Source organism: Novosphingobium sp. HII-3 (assembly GCF_002916655.1).
Taxonomy (GTDB): Bacteria; Pseudomonadota; Alphaproteobacteria; order Sphingomonadales; family Sphingomonadaceae; genus Novosphingobium; species Novosphingobium panipatense.
In genome coordinates, this window is sequence record NZ_PPSM01000081.1 from 29,402 (window position 1) to 44,757 (window position 15,356).

General features: G+C 67.5%; 16 protein-coding genes. 7 read left to right on the forward strand and 9 right to left on the reverse strand.

Going from position 1 to position 15,356, the window contains the following annotated elements:
• Nucleotides 1-29 precede the first annotated feature (29 nt).
• Nucleotides 30-599, forward strand: a complete 570-nt coding sequence (locus tag C2R25_RS19000; protein ID WP_103730682.1) for a PilZ domain-containing protein — start codon at nt 30-32, stop codon at nt 597-599.
• Between the two features lie 80 nt (nt 600-679).
• On the opposite strand, the gene C2R25_RS19005 is transcribed toward C2R25_RS19000, so the two are convergent.
• From C2R25_RS19005 to tsaD, 5 genes are all read right to left on the reverse strand, one after another.
• Nucleotides 680-1,303 carry a hypothetical protein gene (locus C2R25_RS19005; protein WP_103730781.1) on the reverse strand — a complete coding sequence of 208 codons (624 nt, stop codon included), beginning with the start codon at nt 1,301-1,303 and terminating at the stop codon, nt 680-682.
• A gap of 146 nt (nt 1,304-1,449) precedes the next feature.
• Entirely contained in the window at nt 1,450-2,172 is a 723-nt protein-coding gene (locus C2R25_RS19010) for an OmpA family protein (RefSeq protein ID WP_103730683.1), read from the reverse strand.
• A 32-nt stretch (nt 2,173-2,204) separates the two neighbouring features.
• Nucleotides 2,205-3,734, reverse strand: coding sequence for a lipopolysaccharide biosynthesis protein (locus tag C2R25_RS19015; protein WP_103730684.1), 1,530 nt, complete (start codon nt 3,732-3,734; stop codon nt 2,205-2,207).
• A complete protein-coding gene (locus tag C2R25_RS19020; RefSeq protein ID WP_103730685.1) occupies nt 3,731-4,729 on the reverse strand; it encodes an NAD(P)H-dependent glycerol-3-phosphate dehydrogenase in 999 nt (332 codons plus the stop codon). The genes C2R25_RS19015 and C2R25_RS19020 overlap by 4 nt, the downstream gene beginning before the upstream one ends.
• Nucleotides 4,726-5,766: a tRNA (adenosine(37)-N6)-threonylcarbamoyltransferase complex transferase subunit TsaD gene (gene tsaD, locus C2R25_RS19025; protein ID WP_103730686.1), complete on the reverse strand. Its 1,041-nt coding sequence runs from the start codon at nt 5,764-5,766 to the stop codon at nt 4,726-4,728. Before tsaD ends, C2R25_RS19020 begins: the two co-directional genes overlap by 4 nt.
• 53 nt (nt 5,767-5,819) lie before the next feature.
• Between tsaD and hemC the strand changes: the two genes are divergently transcribed.
• The 3 genes from hemC to C2R25_RS19040 are packed head-to-tail and all read left to right on the forward strand — an operon-like array spanning nt 5,820 to nt 8,419.
• A complete protein-coding gene (hemC, locus tag C2R25_RS19030; RefSeq protein WP_103730687.1) occupies nt 5,820-6,755 on the forward strand; it encodes a hydroxymethylbilane synthase in 936 nt (311 codons plus the stop codon).
• Between the two features lies 1 nt (nt 6,756).
• Nucleotides 6,757-7,455 (forward strand): uroporphyrinogen-III synthase, encoded by a 699-nt coding sequence (locus tag C2R25_RS19035; protein ID WP_233204145.1) that lies wholly within the window; start codon nt 6,757-6,759, stop codon nt 7,453-7,455.
• 19 nt (nt 7,456-7,474) lie between these two features.
• Complete coding sequence (locus C2R25_RS19040) at nt 7,475-8,419, forward strand: MICOS complex subunit MIC60 (RefSeq protein ID WP_233204147.1); 945 nt, start codon at nt 7,475-7,477, stop codon at nt 8,417-8,419.
• Between the two features lie 20 nt (nt 8,420-8,439).
• On the opposite strand, the gene C2R25_RS19045 is transcribed toward C2R25_RS19040, so the two are convergent.
• The 3 genes from C2R25_RS19045 to C2R25_RS19060 all read right to left on the reverse strand — a co-directional run bounded on the left by C2R25_RS19045 (nt 8,440) and on the right by C2R25_RS19060 (nt 11,789).
• Nucleotides 8,440-9,219 carry an SPOR domain-containing protein gene (locus tag C2R25_RS19045; RefSeq protein WP_103730689.1) on the reverse strand — a complete coding sequence of 260 codons (780 nt, stop codon included), beginning with the start codon at nt 9,217-9,219 and terminating at the stop codon, nt 8,440-8,442.
• A 3-nt stretch (nt 9,220-9,222) separates the two neighbouring features.
• The gene (gene argS, locus C2R25_RS19050) at nt 9,223-10,971 is read right to left on the reverse strand and encodes an arginine--tRNA ligase (RefSeq protein ID WP_103730690.1); all 1,749 of its coding nucleotides are present in this window, start codon (nt 10,969-10,971) and stop codon (nt 9,223-9,225) included.
• Nucleotides 10,972-11,273: 302 nt separating this feature from the next.
• The gene (locus C2R25_RS19060) at nt 11,274-11,789 is read right to left on the reverse strand and encodes a hypothetical protein (protein WP_103730692.1); all 516 of its coding nucleotides are present in this window, start codon (nt 11,787-11,789) and stop codon (nt 11,274-11,276) included.
• A gap of 340 nt (nt 11,790-12,129) precedes the next feature.
• Between C2R25_RS19060 and C2R25_RS20755 the strand changes: the two genes are divergently transcribed.
• Nucleotides 12,130-12,294: a hypothetical protein gene (locus tag C2R25_RS20755; protein WP_199183877.1), complete on the forward strand. Its 165-nt coding sequence runs from the start codon at nt 12,130-12,132 to the stop codon at nt 12,292-12,294.
• A 113-nt stretch (nt 12,295-12,407) separates the two neighbouring features.
• Here C2R25_RS20755 and C2R25_RS19070 read toward each other — a convergent pair whose 3' ends face one another.
• The gene (locus C2R25_RS19070) at nt 12,408-13,073 is read right to left on the reverse strand and encodes a hypothetical protein (RefSeq protein WP_103730694.1); all 666 of its coding nucleotides are present in this window, start codon (nt 13,071-13,073) and stop codon (nt 12,408-12,410) included.
• Between the two features lie 213 nt (nt 13,074-13,286).
• Between C2R25_RS19070 and miaB the strand changes: the two genes are divergently transcribed.
• Together miaB and C2R25_RS19080 are read left to right on the forward strand one after the other, a co-directional pair.
• Nucleotides 13,287-14,621 carry a tRNA (N6-isopentenyl adenosine(37)-C2)-methylthiotransferase MiaB gene (miaB, locus tag C2R25_RS19075; RefSeq protein WP_103730695.1) on the forward strand — a complete coding sequence of 445 codons (1,335 nt, stop codon included), beginning with the start codon at nt 13,287-13,289 and terminating at the stop codon, nt 14,619-14,621.
• Nucleotides 14,618-15,313 (forward strand): alpha/beta fold hydrolase, encoded by a 696-nt coding sequence (locus tag C2R25_RS19080; protein WP_103730696.1) that lies wholly within the window; start codon nt 14,618-14,620, stop codon nt 15,311-15,313. Before miaB ends, C2R25_RS19080 begins: the two co-directional genes overlap by 4 nt.
• Nucleotides 15,314-15,356 lie beyond the last annotated feature (43 nt).

Sequence of the window (15,356 nt, forward strand, 5' to 3'; positions counted from 1 at the left end):
TGGAAAGGGCTGGCGGGGGGAACAACCAGATGACAGATCAACAGGACTTTGCCGTGGTGGAGCGGCCTGACTGGCTTGAGGCGCTTGCCCGCCGGGGCACTCGATCCTCTACAAAGGGATCTCCCCTGCCCTCCTACCCTGAGCGGGCAGCGCGGATCCGCACGCTGATAAAGGCTCTCGTCATCCGGGACGGCTTCGAGGCGCAGGCTGTGATAGTGCGCAACATCTCTCTCAACGGCATGGGCATCGCCTCGCGGGTGCTGCGGCCCCGAACCGGCGAAATGCTGCGGATCCGGCTGCCCGGACAACACGAACTGGACGCGGAAGTGCGCTGGGCGGGAGAGGATGCGTTCGGCGTGCTTCTCAGCCGACGGCTTGACCTGGCAGGGGTTCAGGCGGCGTGCCGCCGCCGCAATTCCCCGCTTTTGGATGCTGTCGAGGAGCGGCTGCGTGATGGTGTCCCGCCGTCCGATGCGGGCGGGACGGCGCTTCACATGATGCCTGGAAAAGATGCCCGGGACCGGCGAGGCGGATCCCGGGCAAGTTCGAAAAGGATCGCACTCAACCGATCCTTCGGGTCGCCTCGCAAGAATGCCTGAGCCGGCAATTCGTTTCACACCATCATTATCGTAGATGATTTTCCAGCTGATAGGCTGCGGGACTTGCGTGGGACGCGGCGTTACAGCTTGCCAAACTGCGCCTCGTACGCCGCGGTTTCCCCCGCTGCGAGGAGGCGGGCCTGCTCGACCCAGTTGTCGCGGCGCGGGCGCCCGGCGAAGGCACCCAGCTTCGTGTCCAGCTCGTCCAGGTCGGCGTCCGTCAGGGCAGCGATCTGCGCATAGCTGGTGATGCCCAGCGCGTGCAGCAGCGTCAGCATCTTGGGGCCGAGGCCCTTGATCCTGCGCAGATCGTCAGCTGCTACCGAACCGCCGGCCGTTTCCGCAATCGGCGGAGCCGCGGGCGCCGGCGTAGGATCCGGCTCGGCCGCGATGGTCTGCGGCGGTTCCTTTGCGGCGATCGCTTCCTCAGCCTCTTCCTGCGCGGCTACGGCGATGACTTCGCCGATGCCGGCCATCGTGCCGGCCATGGCCGGCGGATCGATGTGGACAGGCGCATCGAATTTCGCCGCCGGTGGTGCGTCTATGAGGGCCTGGTTGCGCTGGGCGGGCGCGGCGCCCTCATCCAGCACATCGGGCCGATGCTGGCGACGCACAGGCTTCGAGCCATGCACGAACACCCAGTAAGCCACCGCGATGCCCACCAGCAGCGCGACAATGAAGACCAGCCAGTTCGCCTGAACCATTTCCAGCACGTCAGTTCACCTTCCTCGGGTTCCATATGAGCCAGCCGATGCCGAACCCGATCCCGTAGGACAGCAGCACGGAGACGGCCATTTCAAGCCATAGCGGCAAGGGTTCGTCCTTTCCTAGTCTCTTGCCCGAGTAAAGCTCATTCGGGACCTGGCGTGTCGATCGGAGTCGGCTTGGCCGGCGCCGTGTAGATCACGGAAAACTCGATGCGCCGATTGGCGGGATCGAGCGGATCCAGTCCCTCCACCGGGCGAGCCGAGCCGACCCCTGCCGCGCGCAGATTGGTAGAAGGGATGCCGCGACGGACGAGCGCCGAGCGGACGGCCTCGGCCCGCGCCTGCGAAAGAGCGACGTTCACCTGCCGGTTGCCTCCCGCGTCCGTATGGCCTGTCACCGCGATGATGCTGCCCACGCATGGCCGCAACGCCCGCGCCACCTCATCCAGCAATCGCTCGCTTGAAGGTTCAAGCCGCGTGCTCGCCTCACCGAAGCGAATTGTGCGGGTTTCGAGAATGCGCTCCACATCGTCCTGGCAATGCATCGAGGCCGCCCGGGCATCCCCTTCGCGGGCCCATGTGACCCCCGCAATTCCCGGCACGGCAGCCACGGCGGCGGCTACGCTCTTGCGGGTTTCCGGCGAGAGAGCCTTGCCGCCGGACAGCTCGGGATGACGGGTGAGCCAGCCGTAGCGGTCGCGAAACGCGATGGCCACACCCTTCCCGCCCGCTGCGTCACGGGCGGCGGATGCCTTCGTGTGAAGATCGTTGATGAACGCGTCGCCGCGCGCCCGGTTCACGCCGAAAGACATGACCAGGCACAGCGCGGCGCCGGCTGCGATCATCGATGCGCTGCGTGGATTCATGACAGGCAGCCTATTGAAAAGGCGCCCGGCTGTCAGCCGGGCACTTCGCTTTCGACCTTTTTGGCGGTCTGGAACAGGCGACGGTCCTCGGGCCCGAAGGCCTTCTTCCAGATGACGAGGAAGTAGGCGCCGAGGATCGCGGGGATGCCGAAGGCCATCGCCGCCCACTCAGGCAGGAGGCGTACGGCCAGAAATCCGATGACCACCGCCGGCGCCGCCGCCCAGACCAGGGCCCAGCGCCAGTTGTTTACCGGTTCACGCAGGATGCGCGAGAGCATCCTCGACTTCACTATGGACGACAGACCAAGCGCGATCATCAGCGCGGCCGCCGCGGCGGCGGCCTGGTACAGCGTGTTGAAGCCGAGCTTCTGCATCAGCAGAATGCCGCCCAGCGTCAGCAGGGCCTGCACCGCGATCGTCCCGATCGAGACCCAGAGGTTGCGCAGCCGTGCGACGTAGATGAGCGCCGCCTCGCTGACCACGGCGGTCGCCGCCACCACTTCTGCCGCGAGGAGAAACGCAAGTGCGCCCGTTCCACCCACGAACTCCCGACCGACCAGGCCCATGACTCCCGTGCCCGGAATGCCGAGCGCGAGCGCGATACCGGCCTGCGAGGCGGTGATCCAGAATCCGACCTGGCAGACCTGCCGGGCGATTGCGGCGTAGTCCCGCTCCTTGAGATTGCGCGTGATGACAGGGCCAAGCACCGGCTCGAAGCTGGTCTTGAGCTTCTGCGGCAGACTGGCCACCTGCTGCGCGGCGTAATAGATGCCCACCGCCGATGGCGGCGCGAGAAAGCCCAGAAGGAAGATGTCGACGCGGCGCGTGCCCCACTCGATCGCGTCGGCAAGGGCGATCGGCAGCGACCGCAGGGCCAGCTTGCGCATCGCGTTGGGGCGTGGGCGCCAGCCGCGCGGCACACCATACTCCCGGAAGAAGGGGATGAACGCGGTCAGCGCCGCTGCCAGGACCGAGGTTATGTAGGCGATCGCAAGGCCGCTTGCCGGTGCAATCCAGATCATCGCACCGGCCATGATCGAAATCGTCCATGGCTCGACGATGGCGCGCGACCATACCGTAGGCGCCACCCGCAGGCGGTAGGCCAGCGCGGCGAGCCATATCTCGGTCATGGTCATGGCGGGCAGGGCCAGGACCATCAGGCGGTCGATCTGGGTATAATGCCCGCCCGGGAACAGCAGCCCCGGCACGCACCAGAAGAACAGCGCCGCAAGGCAGCTTGAGATCACGGCAAGAATGGTGCCGTCGGCGATCACGTTGGCCGGATGGACCTGCCCTTCGGACTCTGAAAGACGTTGCGCCAGCCCCCGTTTCTCGCCCATCGTGCAGAGCATCGACGTCAGTTCGATCAGCACCAGGGCCGATGCGAAGCGGCCCAGCGCCGCCGGTCCGTAGACGGAGGCGCGGCCAGCTATGAACAGGAAGGGGATGCGCGCCGCCAGCCGCAGGAAGAATCCGAAAAGGTTCGTGCGCCCACCCTTGGCAAGCGCGGCGATGTCGTCGCGCTCCTTCTCGCCCTGCGGCCCGGCTATGACAGCGCTCAAAGAGCCAGCTCCTGCTCGGCGCGCAATGGACGAGCAAGAAGGTCGCTCACCGCGGCGTCCGCCGGTATCTCGCCGATCAGAAGCCGATGCACGGCCTCGACGATGGGCATCTGGATGCCTTCGCGTCGGGCAAGCTCCGCCAGCACGGGGGCGGTCGCCGCGCCCTCGGCTACGCTGTTCTTGCCTGACAGCGCCTCAGCGGCGGTCATGCCCCTGCCCAGCGCAAGCCCGAGCGAAAAGTTGCGGCTCGACGTGGACGAGCAGGTCAGCACGAGATCGCCCAGCCCGCAGAGGCCCGCAAGGGTTTCGGCGCGGGCGCCGCGCGCGATGCCGAAGCGCAGCATCTCCGCATAGCCGCGCGCGATCAGGGCCGCCCGGGCGTTCTGTCCCAGGTCCAGTCCTTCAACCACGCCGCAGGCGATGGCGAGCACGTTTTTCACGGCACCGCCGATCTCCGCGCCGATGACGTCGTCCGAGAAGTAGGGCCGCAGCGCCGGCCGCGCGAGCAGCGGCGCCAGCCGGTCCCACTGCGCCTGCGCGCCGCCGCATGCCAGCGTCACAGCGGTCGGCAGACCGGCGGCCACTTCATGCGCGAAGGTCGGCCCGGAAAGCACCGCGAGCTGCTCCGGTGCGCAGACGATTGCCGCAACATCGGCCATCAAGCGGCCGGTGCCCGCCTCGATGCCCTTGGCGCAAAGCACCAGATCCCGCTGGCCCGCCGGCAGCTGGGCGATCACCCCCGCCAGAAACTGCGCGGGAACAACCACCAGGAGCACAGGCAGGCCTGCAAGCTCGGCAAGTTCGCCAGTCGCGCGAATGCCTGCGGCCAGCGGCGCGTCCGGCAGGTAGAGTTCGTTGCGATGGTCCCGGTTGATCTGCTCGACCAGCTCCGGCTCACGCGCCCAGACCAGAACCTCGCTGCCGTCGCCCGCAAGCGCCTGCGCCAGCGCCGTGCCCCATGCCCCGGCACCGATGACCCCCAGTTTCGCACTCATGCCTTCACTCCTGCCCCACGCACTGCCTCGGCCTCCGGATCAAGAGGCCAGCGCGGCCGGGCCGCCACATCGAGAGGGTCGGACTGCCCGTCCGCCAGTCTCTCCAGCCCCGCCCAGGCGATCATGGCCGCATTGTCCGTGCACAATGCGAGCGGCGGAGCGATGAACGGCAGGGAATGGTCTGCCGCCAGCGTCTCCAGCGCGCCGCGAATAGACTTGTTGGCGGCCACGCCGCCCGCCACGACCAGCGCGTTGACAGGGCCCACCCCTGCCAGAGCCCTGCGCATGCGGTCGATCAGGCAGTCGATCGCTGCCTGCTGGAACGATGCGGCGATATCGGCATCGGTATACTCGCCCGATTGCTTGGCCCGCAGAACTGCGCTCTTGAGACCGGCAAACGAGAAATGCGGCTCTTGCGACCCCTTGAGCGGGCGCGGCAGGGGCACCTTGCGCGCGTCGCCCTCAAGCGCCAGCCGCTCCAGCGCCGGGCCGCCCGGATATCCGAGCCCCAGGACCTTCGCCGACTTGTCGAACGCCTCGCCCAATGCGTCATCGATCGTGGTGCCGAGCCGGCGAAAGCGGCCGACACCTTCCACCAGCAGGATCTGGCAGTGCCCGCCGGAGACCAGCAGCAGCAGGTAAGGATATTCGAGGCTCGCATCCGCCAGCCTTGGCGAAAGCGCGTGCCCTTCGAGGTGATTGACAGCGATGAGCGGCTTGCCCGTCGCCATCGCCAGCGCCTTGGCCGTCACCAGCCCGACCATGACGCCGCCGATGAGCCCAGGTCCCGCCGTGGCGGCAATGGCGTCGACTTCGTCCAGGGTCATGCCCGCATCGGCAAGCGTCGCTTCGATCATCGGGGCAAGGCGTTCCGCATGCGCACGGGCCGCAATCTCAGGCACGACGCCGCCGTAGGGGCGGTGGGCGTCGTCCTGCGAGGCGATGCGCTGGGCAAGGATCACCCTGCCGTCGGTGACCAGCGCCGCGGCAGTCTCGTCGCAGGAAGATTCAATGCCGAGAACTGTCCGTGTCTTCATAATTTCTGGCCGACCTTCCCCTGAACGACATTGCGGGGTAGCACAAGCCGCCGATGACCAACGATAAACAACTTCACACCTTCCGCCTCGGAACCCGCCGCTCGCCCCTGGCGATGGCGCAGGCCGAGGAAGCACGCGACCGGCTGGCCCAGGCGCATGGAATCGATCCCGCGCATATAGAGATCGTTCCCGTCACCGCCAGCGGCGATCGCATCCAGGACCGCGCGCTGGCGGAAATCGGCGGGAAGGCGCTGTGGACCAAGGAACTCGACGCCTGGCTTGAAGCCGGCGAGATCGACTTCGCCGTCCATTCGGCCAAGGACGTTGAGACTCAGCGCCCGGAGCTCTTCACCATCGGGGCCATTCTGCCCCGTGAAGACGTGCGCGACGTCCTGATCGGGGCCGATAGTATCGCCGCCCTGCCGCAGGGTGCAATCGTCGGGACGAGCGCGCCGCGCCGTGCCGCGCAGCTGCTCCATGCGCGTCCGGACTGCACGGTCATCACATTCCGGGGCAACGTCGCCACCCGCCTGGCCAAACTTGCGGCGGGGGAAGCGAATGCCACGTTCCTTGCCGCTGCCGGCCTGAAGCGCCTGGGAGAGAGCGGCACCGGCCATCCGCTTGCGGCGGAGGACTGGCTCCCCGCACCGGCGCAGGCCGCGATCATGCTGGAATGCCGGGCCGGTGACGAGCGCACCCGCGACTTCCTCGCCGCCGTCGACCATTCGCCGAGCCGCGCGCAGGTCCTTGCCGAACGCGCCCTGCTCGCCGGGCTCGGCGGCAGCTGCCACTCGCCCATCGCGGTGCTCACACAGACGGAAGGCGATGAACTCGTCATGCGCGCGGCGATCTACAGCCCGGACGGAGCCGAACACGTCACCGGCGTGGCCCGGTTCGCCGCCGATGACAAGCGCGGTCCCGCCGGCTTGGCGGCCGACCTCCTCTCCCGCGCCGTTCCTGCCATCACGGTGCATTTCGCGGGGGCCTGACGTGGCTCTCCCGGTACTCGTCCTCCGGCCCGAACCGGGCGCATCGGCCACTCTGGCCCTCGCTCGGGACAAGGGGCTGACCGCCAGCGCCTTCCCTCTCTTCGAGGTGCGCCCGCTCGCCTGGGATCCCGTCGCCCGAACGGAGGTGGACGCCCTGCTGCTGGGCAGCGCCAATGCCCTGCGTCATGGTGGCTCTCAACTTGAGGCATACTGCGGGTTGCCGGCCTACTGCGTCGGGGAGACCACCGCGCGCGCCGCTGTTCAGGCCGGCCTCCACGTTGCTGCGGCCGGCCGTGGCGGTTTGCAGGCCTTGCTCGATGCACGCCGTGCCGAGCACCACCGCCTGCTCAGGCTAGCGGGACGGGAGCGCACGGTGCTGAACGCGCCCGAAGGCGTCGCCATCGTCACACGCGAAGTCTACGCAAGCGAGCCCCTGCCGCCGCCGGGCCCGCTCCTCCGGGCGCTGGAACGCCCCGCCCTTGCCCTGCTCCACTCCGGCGAAGCGGCCGCGCGGCTCCTTCAGATCTGCGCCGGGCACCGGATCGATCGCTCGCGCATTCACCTGGCGGCCATCGGTCCGCGTGTGGCCGCCCGTGCCGGTGACGGTTGGGCATCGGTCCGGAGCGCGGCGCATCCCGAAGATTCCGCATTACTGGCCTTGACCGTGCAGATGTGCCAAGAAGCCCGTCCCGGACAGTAAGCGTGACGACAAGGACTTGATGCAGGACACCCCGCCGCCGGCCCCATCCGCCATACCCGGAGCCGTGCCTCGCAAGCGTTCCGCAGGCGTGACCCTGCTCGTCGCCCTGCTCGCCTTCGTCATCGGCGCGGGCCTGGTCGCATGGCTTGCCACGCGCGGCTATCTACCCTCCGTCCTTCCCACGCCCGAAGCACCCGCGCAGGTGGAGGCACCGTCCCGCGGCGCCGAAGCCACCGCACCGACACCGCCGCAACTCTCGCAGTTCGCGACGGTCGAAGGCCGCCTCGCCATGATCGAGGATCGGATCTCGCGCATTGACTTCCAGACGCACGCGGCGGCCGGGAATGCCGGCCGTGCGGAAGGGCTGCTGATCGCCTTCGCGGCCCGCCGGATGGTGGATCGCGGGGAGCCGCTCGGCTACGTCGCGGACCAGCTGAGGCTGCGGTTCATGAACGCGCAGCCGCGTGCGGTGCAGACGGTCCTCGATTTTGCCGCAAATCCCGTGACCATCGACGGGCTGAGCGCCCGGCTTGAGGCGCTGTCGCCCGAGCTTACGGTGACCGACATCGACATGAGCCTGTGGGAGCGGGCGCGGCGGGAATTCAGATCGCTCTTTGTCGTCCGGCGCGATTCGGCGGCTCTCGCCAGCCCTGTCGCCCGTATCGAGCGGGCCCGACTGATGCTGACGGCGCGGCGGATGGAATCGGCCATCGGCGAGGTAGAACGCCTGCCGGGGGCGGAAGCGGCGGAGAGGTGGATCGCCGACGCGCGCCGCTACCAGGAGGTGCAGAAGGCGCTCGATCTCCTGGAGACGACGGCTATGCTGGAGCCGCGCAAGCTGCAGGACGCGGCCGGTCACACGGTGGACCAGCCGAGCCCGCTCGCCCCGGGCAGCGCCCCCACGCCGGACACGCAGCCCGCTGCCGAAGCGGTGCCCCAGGCCGACGCCTCCGAGGGCGTCTAGGCGGTTCGGGGCGGCCGCCCTCAGCCTTTGACCTGGCAGCTCATCCCGGCCGCCTTCATGCCCTGGCAGAGTGCGCGCGCCGCCGCCCGGTCCCCCGGCACGGCCTGGAGCCGGTAAACCGTGCCGATATCGGCGCGGCCCTGCACGATGCGGTGGCTTATCGCCGCCAGCGGCTCGTACTGGGTCTTGAGCGTGTTCCAGCCCGCTTCCGCGAGTTCACGCGTGGCGTAGGCGCCGACCTGAACGCCAACGCCCGCGACGGCGCCCGCCGCACCGGCTTCGGCCTGTGCGGCGTCCGCTGGGGCGGCCGGTTGCACGGCGGCGAGGGCCTCATGGCTCTTGTCGATCTGGACCGGCCGGGACTGGCCTTCCGCGACGGCAAAGCTGGTATCCCCGGTCCCGGCGACGAACTCTCCACCCGGGTTCTCGGGGCGCACCTTGTAAGGCTCCTTGGGCGCGGTGATAACGCCGCCGTCCGCGACGAGCGGCTGCTCCGGCCGGCTCATAAGGGCCCAGGCCACCCCGCCGCCGATCACCGCCAGCGCGGCCAGCCCCAGCCCGCCGAGCAGGAGCCCCTGACTCACCCCTGAGCGGCGAGGGGGAAAATCCTCATCGTTGCCCTCAAGCCAGGGGAGACGCACGTCGTCGTCGAGGTCCAGCTGACGCGATGCGTCCACACCGGAACCGCCGGCAACCGGACCATCATCCTCGAAATACGGGCTGCTACGGGATCCGTTACCGAAGACGGGGTTCTTCCGCGTCTCCGCCTTCGGGAAATAACCGTCGTCCGCGCCTGCCATGCCTTACATTTCCTCCACCGCCTCAACCCCCAGCAGAGCAAGGCCATTGCGGACAAGTTGCCCTATCTGCGCCGCCAGGAAAAGGCGGGCACCGGTCAACTTGGCATCCTGAGCGTTAACAAACCGCTTTTCTACCCTGTCGTTGCCCAGATTCCAGTAGCCGTGGAACGCGGCGGCCATGTCGCCGAGGAAGAAGGCGATGCGGTGCGGCTCACGCGCGGCGGCGGCGGCCTCGACGATGCGGGGGAACTGCGCGGCCAGCTTGACCAGCTCCAGCTCCTCTTCGCCCAGCAGCTCGACATGCTCGCCCGACGGCGTGAAACCGCCTTCGGCAAGGCCCTTGCGCAGCGTCGAGTGGACGCGGGCATTGGCGTACTGCACGTAGAACACCGGGTTGTCCTTCGACGCCTCCACCACCTTGGCGAAGTCGAAGTCCATCTGCGCCTCGGGCTTGCGGGTCAGCATGGTGAAGCGCACCACGTCCTTGCCCACTTCGGTGACGACCTCGGCGAGGGTCACGAAATTGCCCGAGCGCTTGGACATCTTCACCGGTTCGCCGTCCCGCAGCAGCTGGACCATCTGAACCAGCTTGATCTCGAATGGCGTAGGCTCTCCATCGGCGCCCGTCATCGCGGCAACAGCGGCCTTGATGCGCTTGACGGTGCCCGCATGATCCGCACCCCAGATATCAACGAGGGCGTCGGCGCCCTGTGCCTTCTGGAAATGGTAGGCGAGATCCGCGCCGAAGTAGGTCCAGGTGCCATCGGACTTCTTGATCGGGCGATCCTGGTCGTCCCCGAACGCGGTGGACTTGAACAGCGGCAGCTCGACCGGCTCCCAGTCTTCCGGCGTCTTGCCCTTGGGCGCCTCCAGAACGCCGTCGTAGACCAGACCCTTCGACCGCAGCCAGGCCTCCGCCTCGTCAGGTTTGCCGCTGGCCTGCAGCTCGGCCTCCGACGAGAAGATGTCGTGGTGGATGCCCAGGAGCGCGAGGTCTTCCTTGATCATCACCAGCATGGCGGCGACGGCCTTTTCGCGGAACAGCGTCAGCCATTCCGCTTCAGGCGCGGCGGCGTACCTGTCCCCGAATTCCGCCGCCAGCTGCTGGCCTACCGGGATCAGGTAGTCGCCCGGGTATAGCCCCTCGGGGATCGCGCCCACGTCCTCGCCCAGCGCCTCGCGATAGCGCACGTGCGCCGAGCGGGCGAGGACCTGCACCTGCGCGCCGGCGTCGTTGACGTAGTATTCCTTGATGACCTTGTGCCCGGCGAATTCCAGCAGCGTCGCCAGTGCATCCCCCACGACCGCGCCGCGGCAGTGGCCCATGTGCATCGGTCCGGTCGGGTTGGCGGAAACGTACTCGACGTTCACCGTCGTGCCGCCGCCCATGCTCGACCGGCCATAGTCCGCACCCAGTTCGGCGATGGCGCGCAGTTCGGCAAGCCAGGTCGCGGACGAGAGACGCAGGTTGATGAAGCCGGGTCCGGCGATCTCCGCCGAAGTAACCGAATCGAGCTTCGACAGTTCCGCCACCAGCGCCTCGGCCAGATCGCGCGGCTTCAGGCCGGCGGGCTTGGCAAGCACCATCGCGGCGTTGGTGGAAAGATCCCCGTGCGACGCATCGCGCGGCGGCTCAACCGTGATCGCGCCTCGCTTGAGTCCGCCGGGCAGCGTTCCCGCGGCTTCCAGCGCATCGAGCGCGGCGGAAAGGTGGCCTGCGAAGGCGGCGTAAAGGGTCTGCGTAGTGCTCATGACGCGCGCGGATAGCGGAAGTCCGGGCAAAGGGGAACAGGTCCTCGAACGGGGGCAGGTTTACACGGTTTACAGGGTCCAGAGAGGACAGGCCCGCCTCGTCGGGCAGAGGTTTGACCTTGCGAGAGATCTCGCGGTGCTTGAAGGGGGACAAAGAGCCATCGGTGAAATGTACAGGACCGGGCTGAGTTGCGCACATCGGTAAAAGGCAGCCGCTGCCTTGTCCAACGGCTGCCTCTTCATCGATCTGTTACCATGGAAGGCTTTATCGCCCTCGCAGGACCGATGTGGTTCTGCTCAACTCAGAGACTGCGCGCCTGTGAGGAGTTATGGCCGCCGTTGCGATAAAGCACTTCGCGTACTCTGCCAGCGTCAACGCCGGCGTCCTCGACCGTGACCACGACACCGCCATTCTTGATGCGATCGCTGTAGTATGTCGCATCTTCGTCGCTGACGCCATGTTTGGTAAGGGCTTCATTGAGCGTCCCGCCGATAGCGCCTATCACAGCGCCGATGCCAATCGCCTCTGGAACTGCAGAGGCCGCGATAGCTCCGGCGGCGGCAAGCGGCCCCACTCCCGGAATTGCAAGGGCAGCGACGCCGAGGCCCGCCCCAAGCGCACCTCCTCCCAGAATTCCTCGAAGGACGTTGCGGTGGTGCTCGTCCGTGATCTCGCCGTCGCCGGAGCGAGCCGTCGTGGTGCCCCCGTGATGAGCGATAACGGAAAGGTCGTTGTCGTTCAGTCCCAACGATCTCAGCTCGGACACTGCGCGCTCTGCCTCAGCATGGGTGTCGAAGATGGCTGATGCCTTTGTCATGCTATCTCTCCTTCGCGGCTGAATCGCCGTTGGCAAGAAACGCGGAACATGCTCCTCGTTCCCTCAGCACACTCCAAAATACAAGGCTTCTACCGAGGCGGCGAGGGTCGCGCGCCGTATCTAGCCCGTCTAGCCCGGTCTAAGTGGACGGTCCGCCAAGCCACCCATTTCAGTCCAGTTGCATGGCAACCGCTGACCACGTCCTTCATTCCGATCGGGGTAGGGTAGACCGTCTACTCACCGGCCCTTTTTACTGAAATACTTGGAGACGGTCGCGGCAGACTGCGGATTCGTGTGAGTGGGATTGCAGCTTTACCATGCCTGGCATAGTGTGTTCAGCATGGAGACATTCAATCCCCTGAAGCCCGCACCTATTGGCGCACTGGCTCTGTGCTGGTTCATCGGTATTGTCTTCGGCAAACCGGGACTGTGGTTTCCAATCGGATTACTTGCCATGGTCGCGATCGCGATGATGCAGGCGCGGCAAGAGCCGCCTCAGCCATAGCGGCGATGGAAAGTCCCGCGGGCGGCTTAGCTAATGCCCCCGCCAGCCACCTCTGAAAGATCGCCAGCGCGGCACAAAGGGCGGTGCGACACTGCCAAAGTCGGAACGCGGCTTTACCCGCGCCCACCCGTGTTCCTGGCCGCCTCGACCATGCGGTACGACGCCGTCGCGAGGATCGCGCGCAGGCCTGCCCGGTTGAACTGCGCCTGCTGGTCCTTGGGCACGCATTGCTGCACCACAGGCAGGAGTTGGCGCATCGCCGTCTCTTCGGCGCCGCTTGCGGGGGATGTTGCCAGAAGGCCGGCAACCCCGTCCGGTGCGGTGCGGGCCACGCAGGCCGCGATGTAGTCGCTCAGGCTGAAGGTCCTCACCGGCACCCCGGCCGGATCGTAGGCGAGCGCGGCGGCCAGGTCCTCCGTCCCAGCCAGCAACTGTTCTGCGAGGGCGCCTGCGAACAGCACGCCCGCAAACCGGGCTTTCGAACTGAGGCCAAGACAGCCTGCCTCCGAAAGGGCAAGCTTCTTCAGCGCGCCATTGAACTGCGGGGTGGTGAAATCCATCTGCAGCAGGGCCGCAGCCCTCGCGGGTTGGCGCTGCGCGACGCACCGGCCGAAGGCCTGCATCTGGGCCGCCGAGGCCGGATCCACCCGCGCCCGCTCCGACGGTTTGGACGGGGCGCCTTCGGCCTTTACGGACGCTTGTGAAACATGGGCCTGCCCGGCAGGCGGGAGGTCGTGGCTCTGCGCGGAGACCAGCGCAACAAGAAGAAGTCCGATCATTCCGTCACCTTCTGCTCAGGGAGTACAAGCCGCCTCTGTATTCCAGGATGCTGATCGAAGCGGGGCGAATACGCAAGCACAAGACTACGACGACCGCTGTAACAAAGCGCCGGTGCGGCGCCGATGCTGCTCCGAGGGCAAACGCGTCAACGACGCGCCGGGCCCGCATGCCACCCCTGTCCAAGCGCGCCCTTTTCCGGTAACGGCGCGCGCATGCAAACTTCCGCGAATCCGAAGACCTACCGGGTCAAGAGCTTCGGCTGCCAGATGAACGTCTACGATGGCGATCGCATGGCCGAACTGCTCAACGAGCAGGGCATCGTCCCGGCACCCGAAGGCGAGGACGCCGATCTCGTCGTGCTCAACACCTGCCACATCCGCGAAAAGGCCGCCGAGAAGGTCTATTCCGATATCGGCCGTCTCAAGCGCGAGGATGGATCGTCGCCCCTGATCGCCGTCGCCGGCTGCGTCGCGCAGGCCGAGGGCGAGGAAATCATGGCCCGCGCGCCCGCCGTGAAGATGGTCGTCGGACCACAGGCTTATCATCGGCTGCCCGAGATGGTTCGTGCTGCCAGCGCAGGCCAGCGCGTCACCGACACGGACATGCCCGCCGAAACCAAGTTCGACGCCCTTCCCCGCCGCAAGCGTTCAGGCCCGACCGCGTTCCTGACGGTGCAGGAAGGCTGCGACAAGTTCTGCACCTACTGCGTGGTGCCCTATACGCGCGGTGCAGAGGTTTCCCGTCCTTACGCCGCCCTTGTCGACGAGGCGCTGCGCCTCGTCGAAGCGGGTGCGCGGGAGATCACGCTGCTGGGCCAGAACGTGAACGCCTGGACCGGTGAGAACGCCCGCGGACAGACCGTCGGCCTTGAAGGGCTCGCGCGCGAACTGGCCGCGATCCCTGAACTGGCGCGGATCCGCTACACCACCAGCCATCCCAACGACATGACTCAGGCGCTGATCGAGGCCCACGGCGAGATCGGGAAGCTCATGCCCTTCCTGCACTTGCCCGTGCAGGCCGGCAACGACCGCGTGCTGAAGGCGATGAACCGCAGTCACACCGTGGAAAGCTACCTTGCCATTCTCGATAGCGTGCGCGCGGTCCGCCCCGACATCGCTTTGTCCGGAGATTTCATCGTCGGCTTCCCGGGCGAAACCGACGCCGAGTTCGAGGACACCCTGAAGCTGGTCGACGCGGTCGGCTACGCGCAGTGCTTCAGCTTCAAGTATTCGCCGCGTCCCGGCACCCCCGCCGCGACGATGGATGGGCAGGTTCCCGCCGCCGTGATGGACGAGCGGCTGCAGCGCCTGCAGGCGGCTCTCAACCGCGATCAGTACGCGTTCAACACGGCGTCGGTCGGCAAGGTCTGCGACGTCCTGGTCGAACGCAAGGGCAAGCACCCGGGCCAGTGGCTGGGCAAGTCACCGTGGCTGCAATCCGTCCACTTCACGGGAGACGCGCAGGTCGGCCAACTGGTGCGGGTCGAAATCACCAGCGCCGGTCCCAACAGCCTCGGCGCCGTTCCGCTCGACGCCCTGGTCTCTTGAGCCGCCGCCAGCCGTTTGTTCTCGTCCCCGGCCTGACCTGCGACGCCGAAGTCTGGCGCGGGCAGGTCGCCGGGCTGTCGGACGTGGCGGACATGACCGTCGCCGACACGCTGGAGGACGACACCATCGCCGCCATGGCCGAGCGACTGCTTGACGAGGCGCCCGATCGCTTCGCGCTGGCAGGGTTTTCCATGGGGGGCTACGTGGCGATGGAGGCCGTCAGGCGGGCGCCCCATCGGGTCGCGCGGCTCGCCCTCCTGAGCACGAGCGGGACGGTGGACGATACCGGGCAGGCCGCCGTACGCCGCGCTGCGGTCAGCACCGCAAGGGAGCGCGGTTTTGAAAAGGTGCTGCGCGGCAGCCTTCCGCTTCTGGTCCACCCGCAGGCGGATCCGGCGATCGGCGAAGCGGTCGTGGCGATGGCGCTGCGGGTAGGTCTTCAGGCCTTCGAGAGGCAGCAATCGGCCATCATCGGCAGGAGCGATCCGCGCCCGGCGCTGTGCGCGATTACCGTTCCCACGCTCGTCCTTGTCGGCGACGAGGACCGCACCACTCCGCCGCGCCACGCCCAGGCCCTGGCGGCGGCGATACCGGGCGCGGACCTGCGATGCATCCCCTGCTGCGGCCACATGTCCACGATGGAACGCGCCGGGGAAGTGAACGCCGCGCTGCGCCACTGGCTGGCTGCCTGAGCACCAGACGGCCCCGAAGCGCTGGGCTCCGGGGCCGATCGGC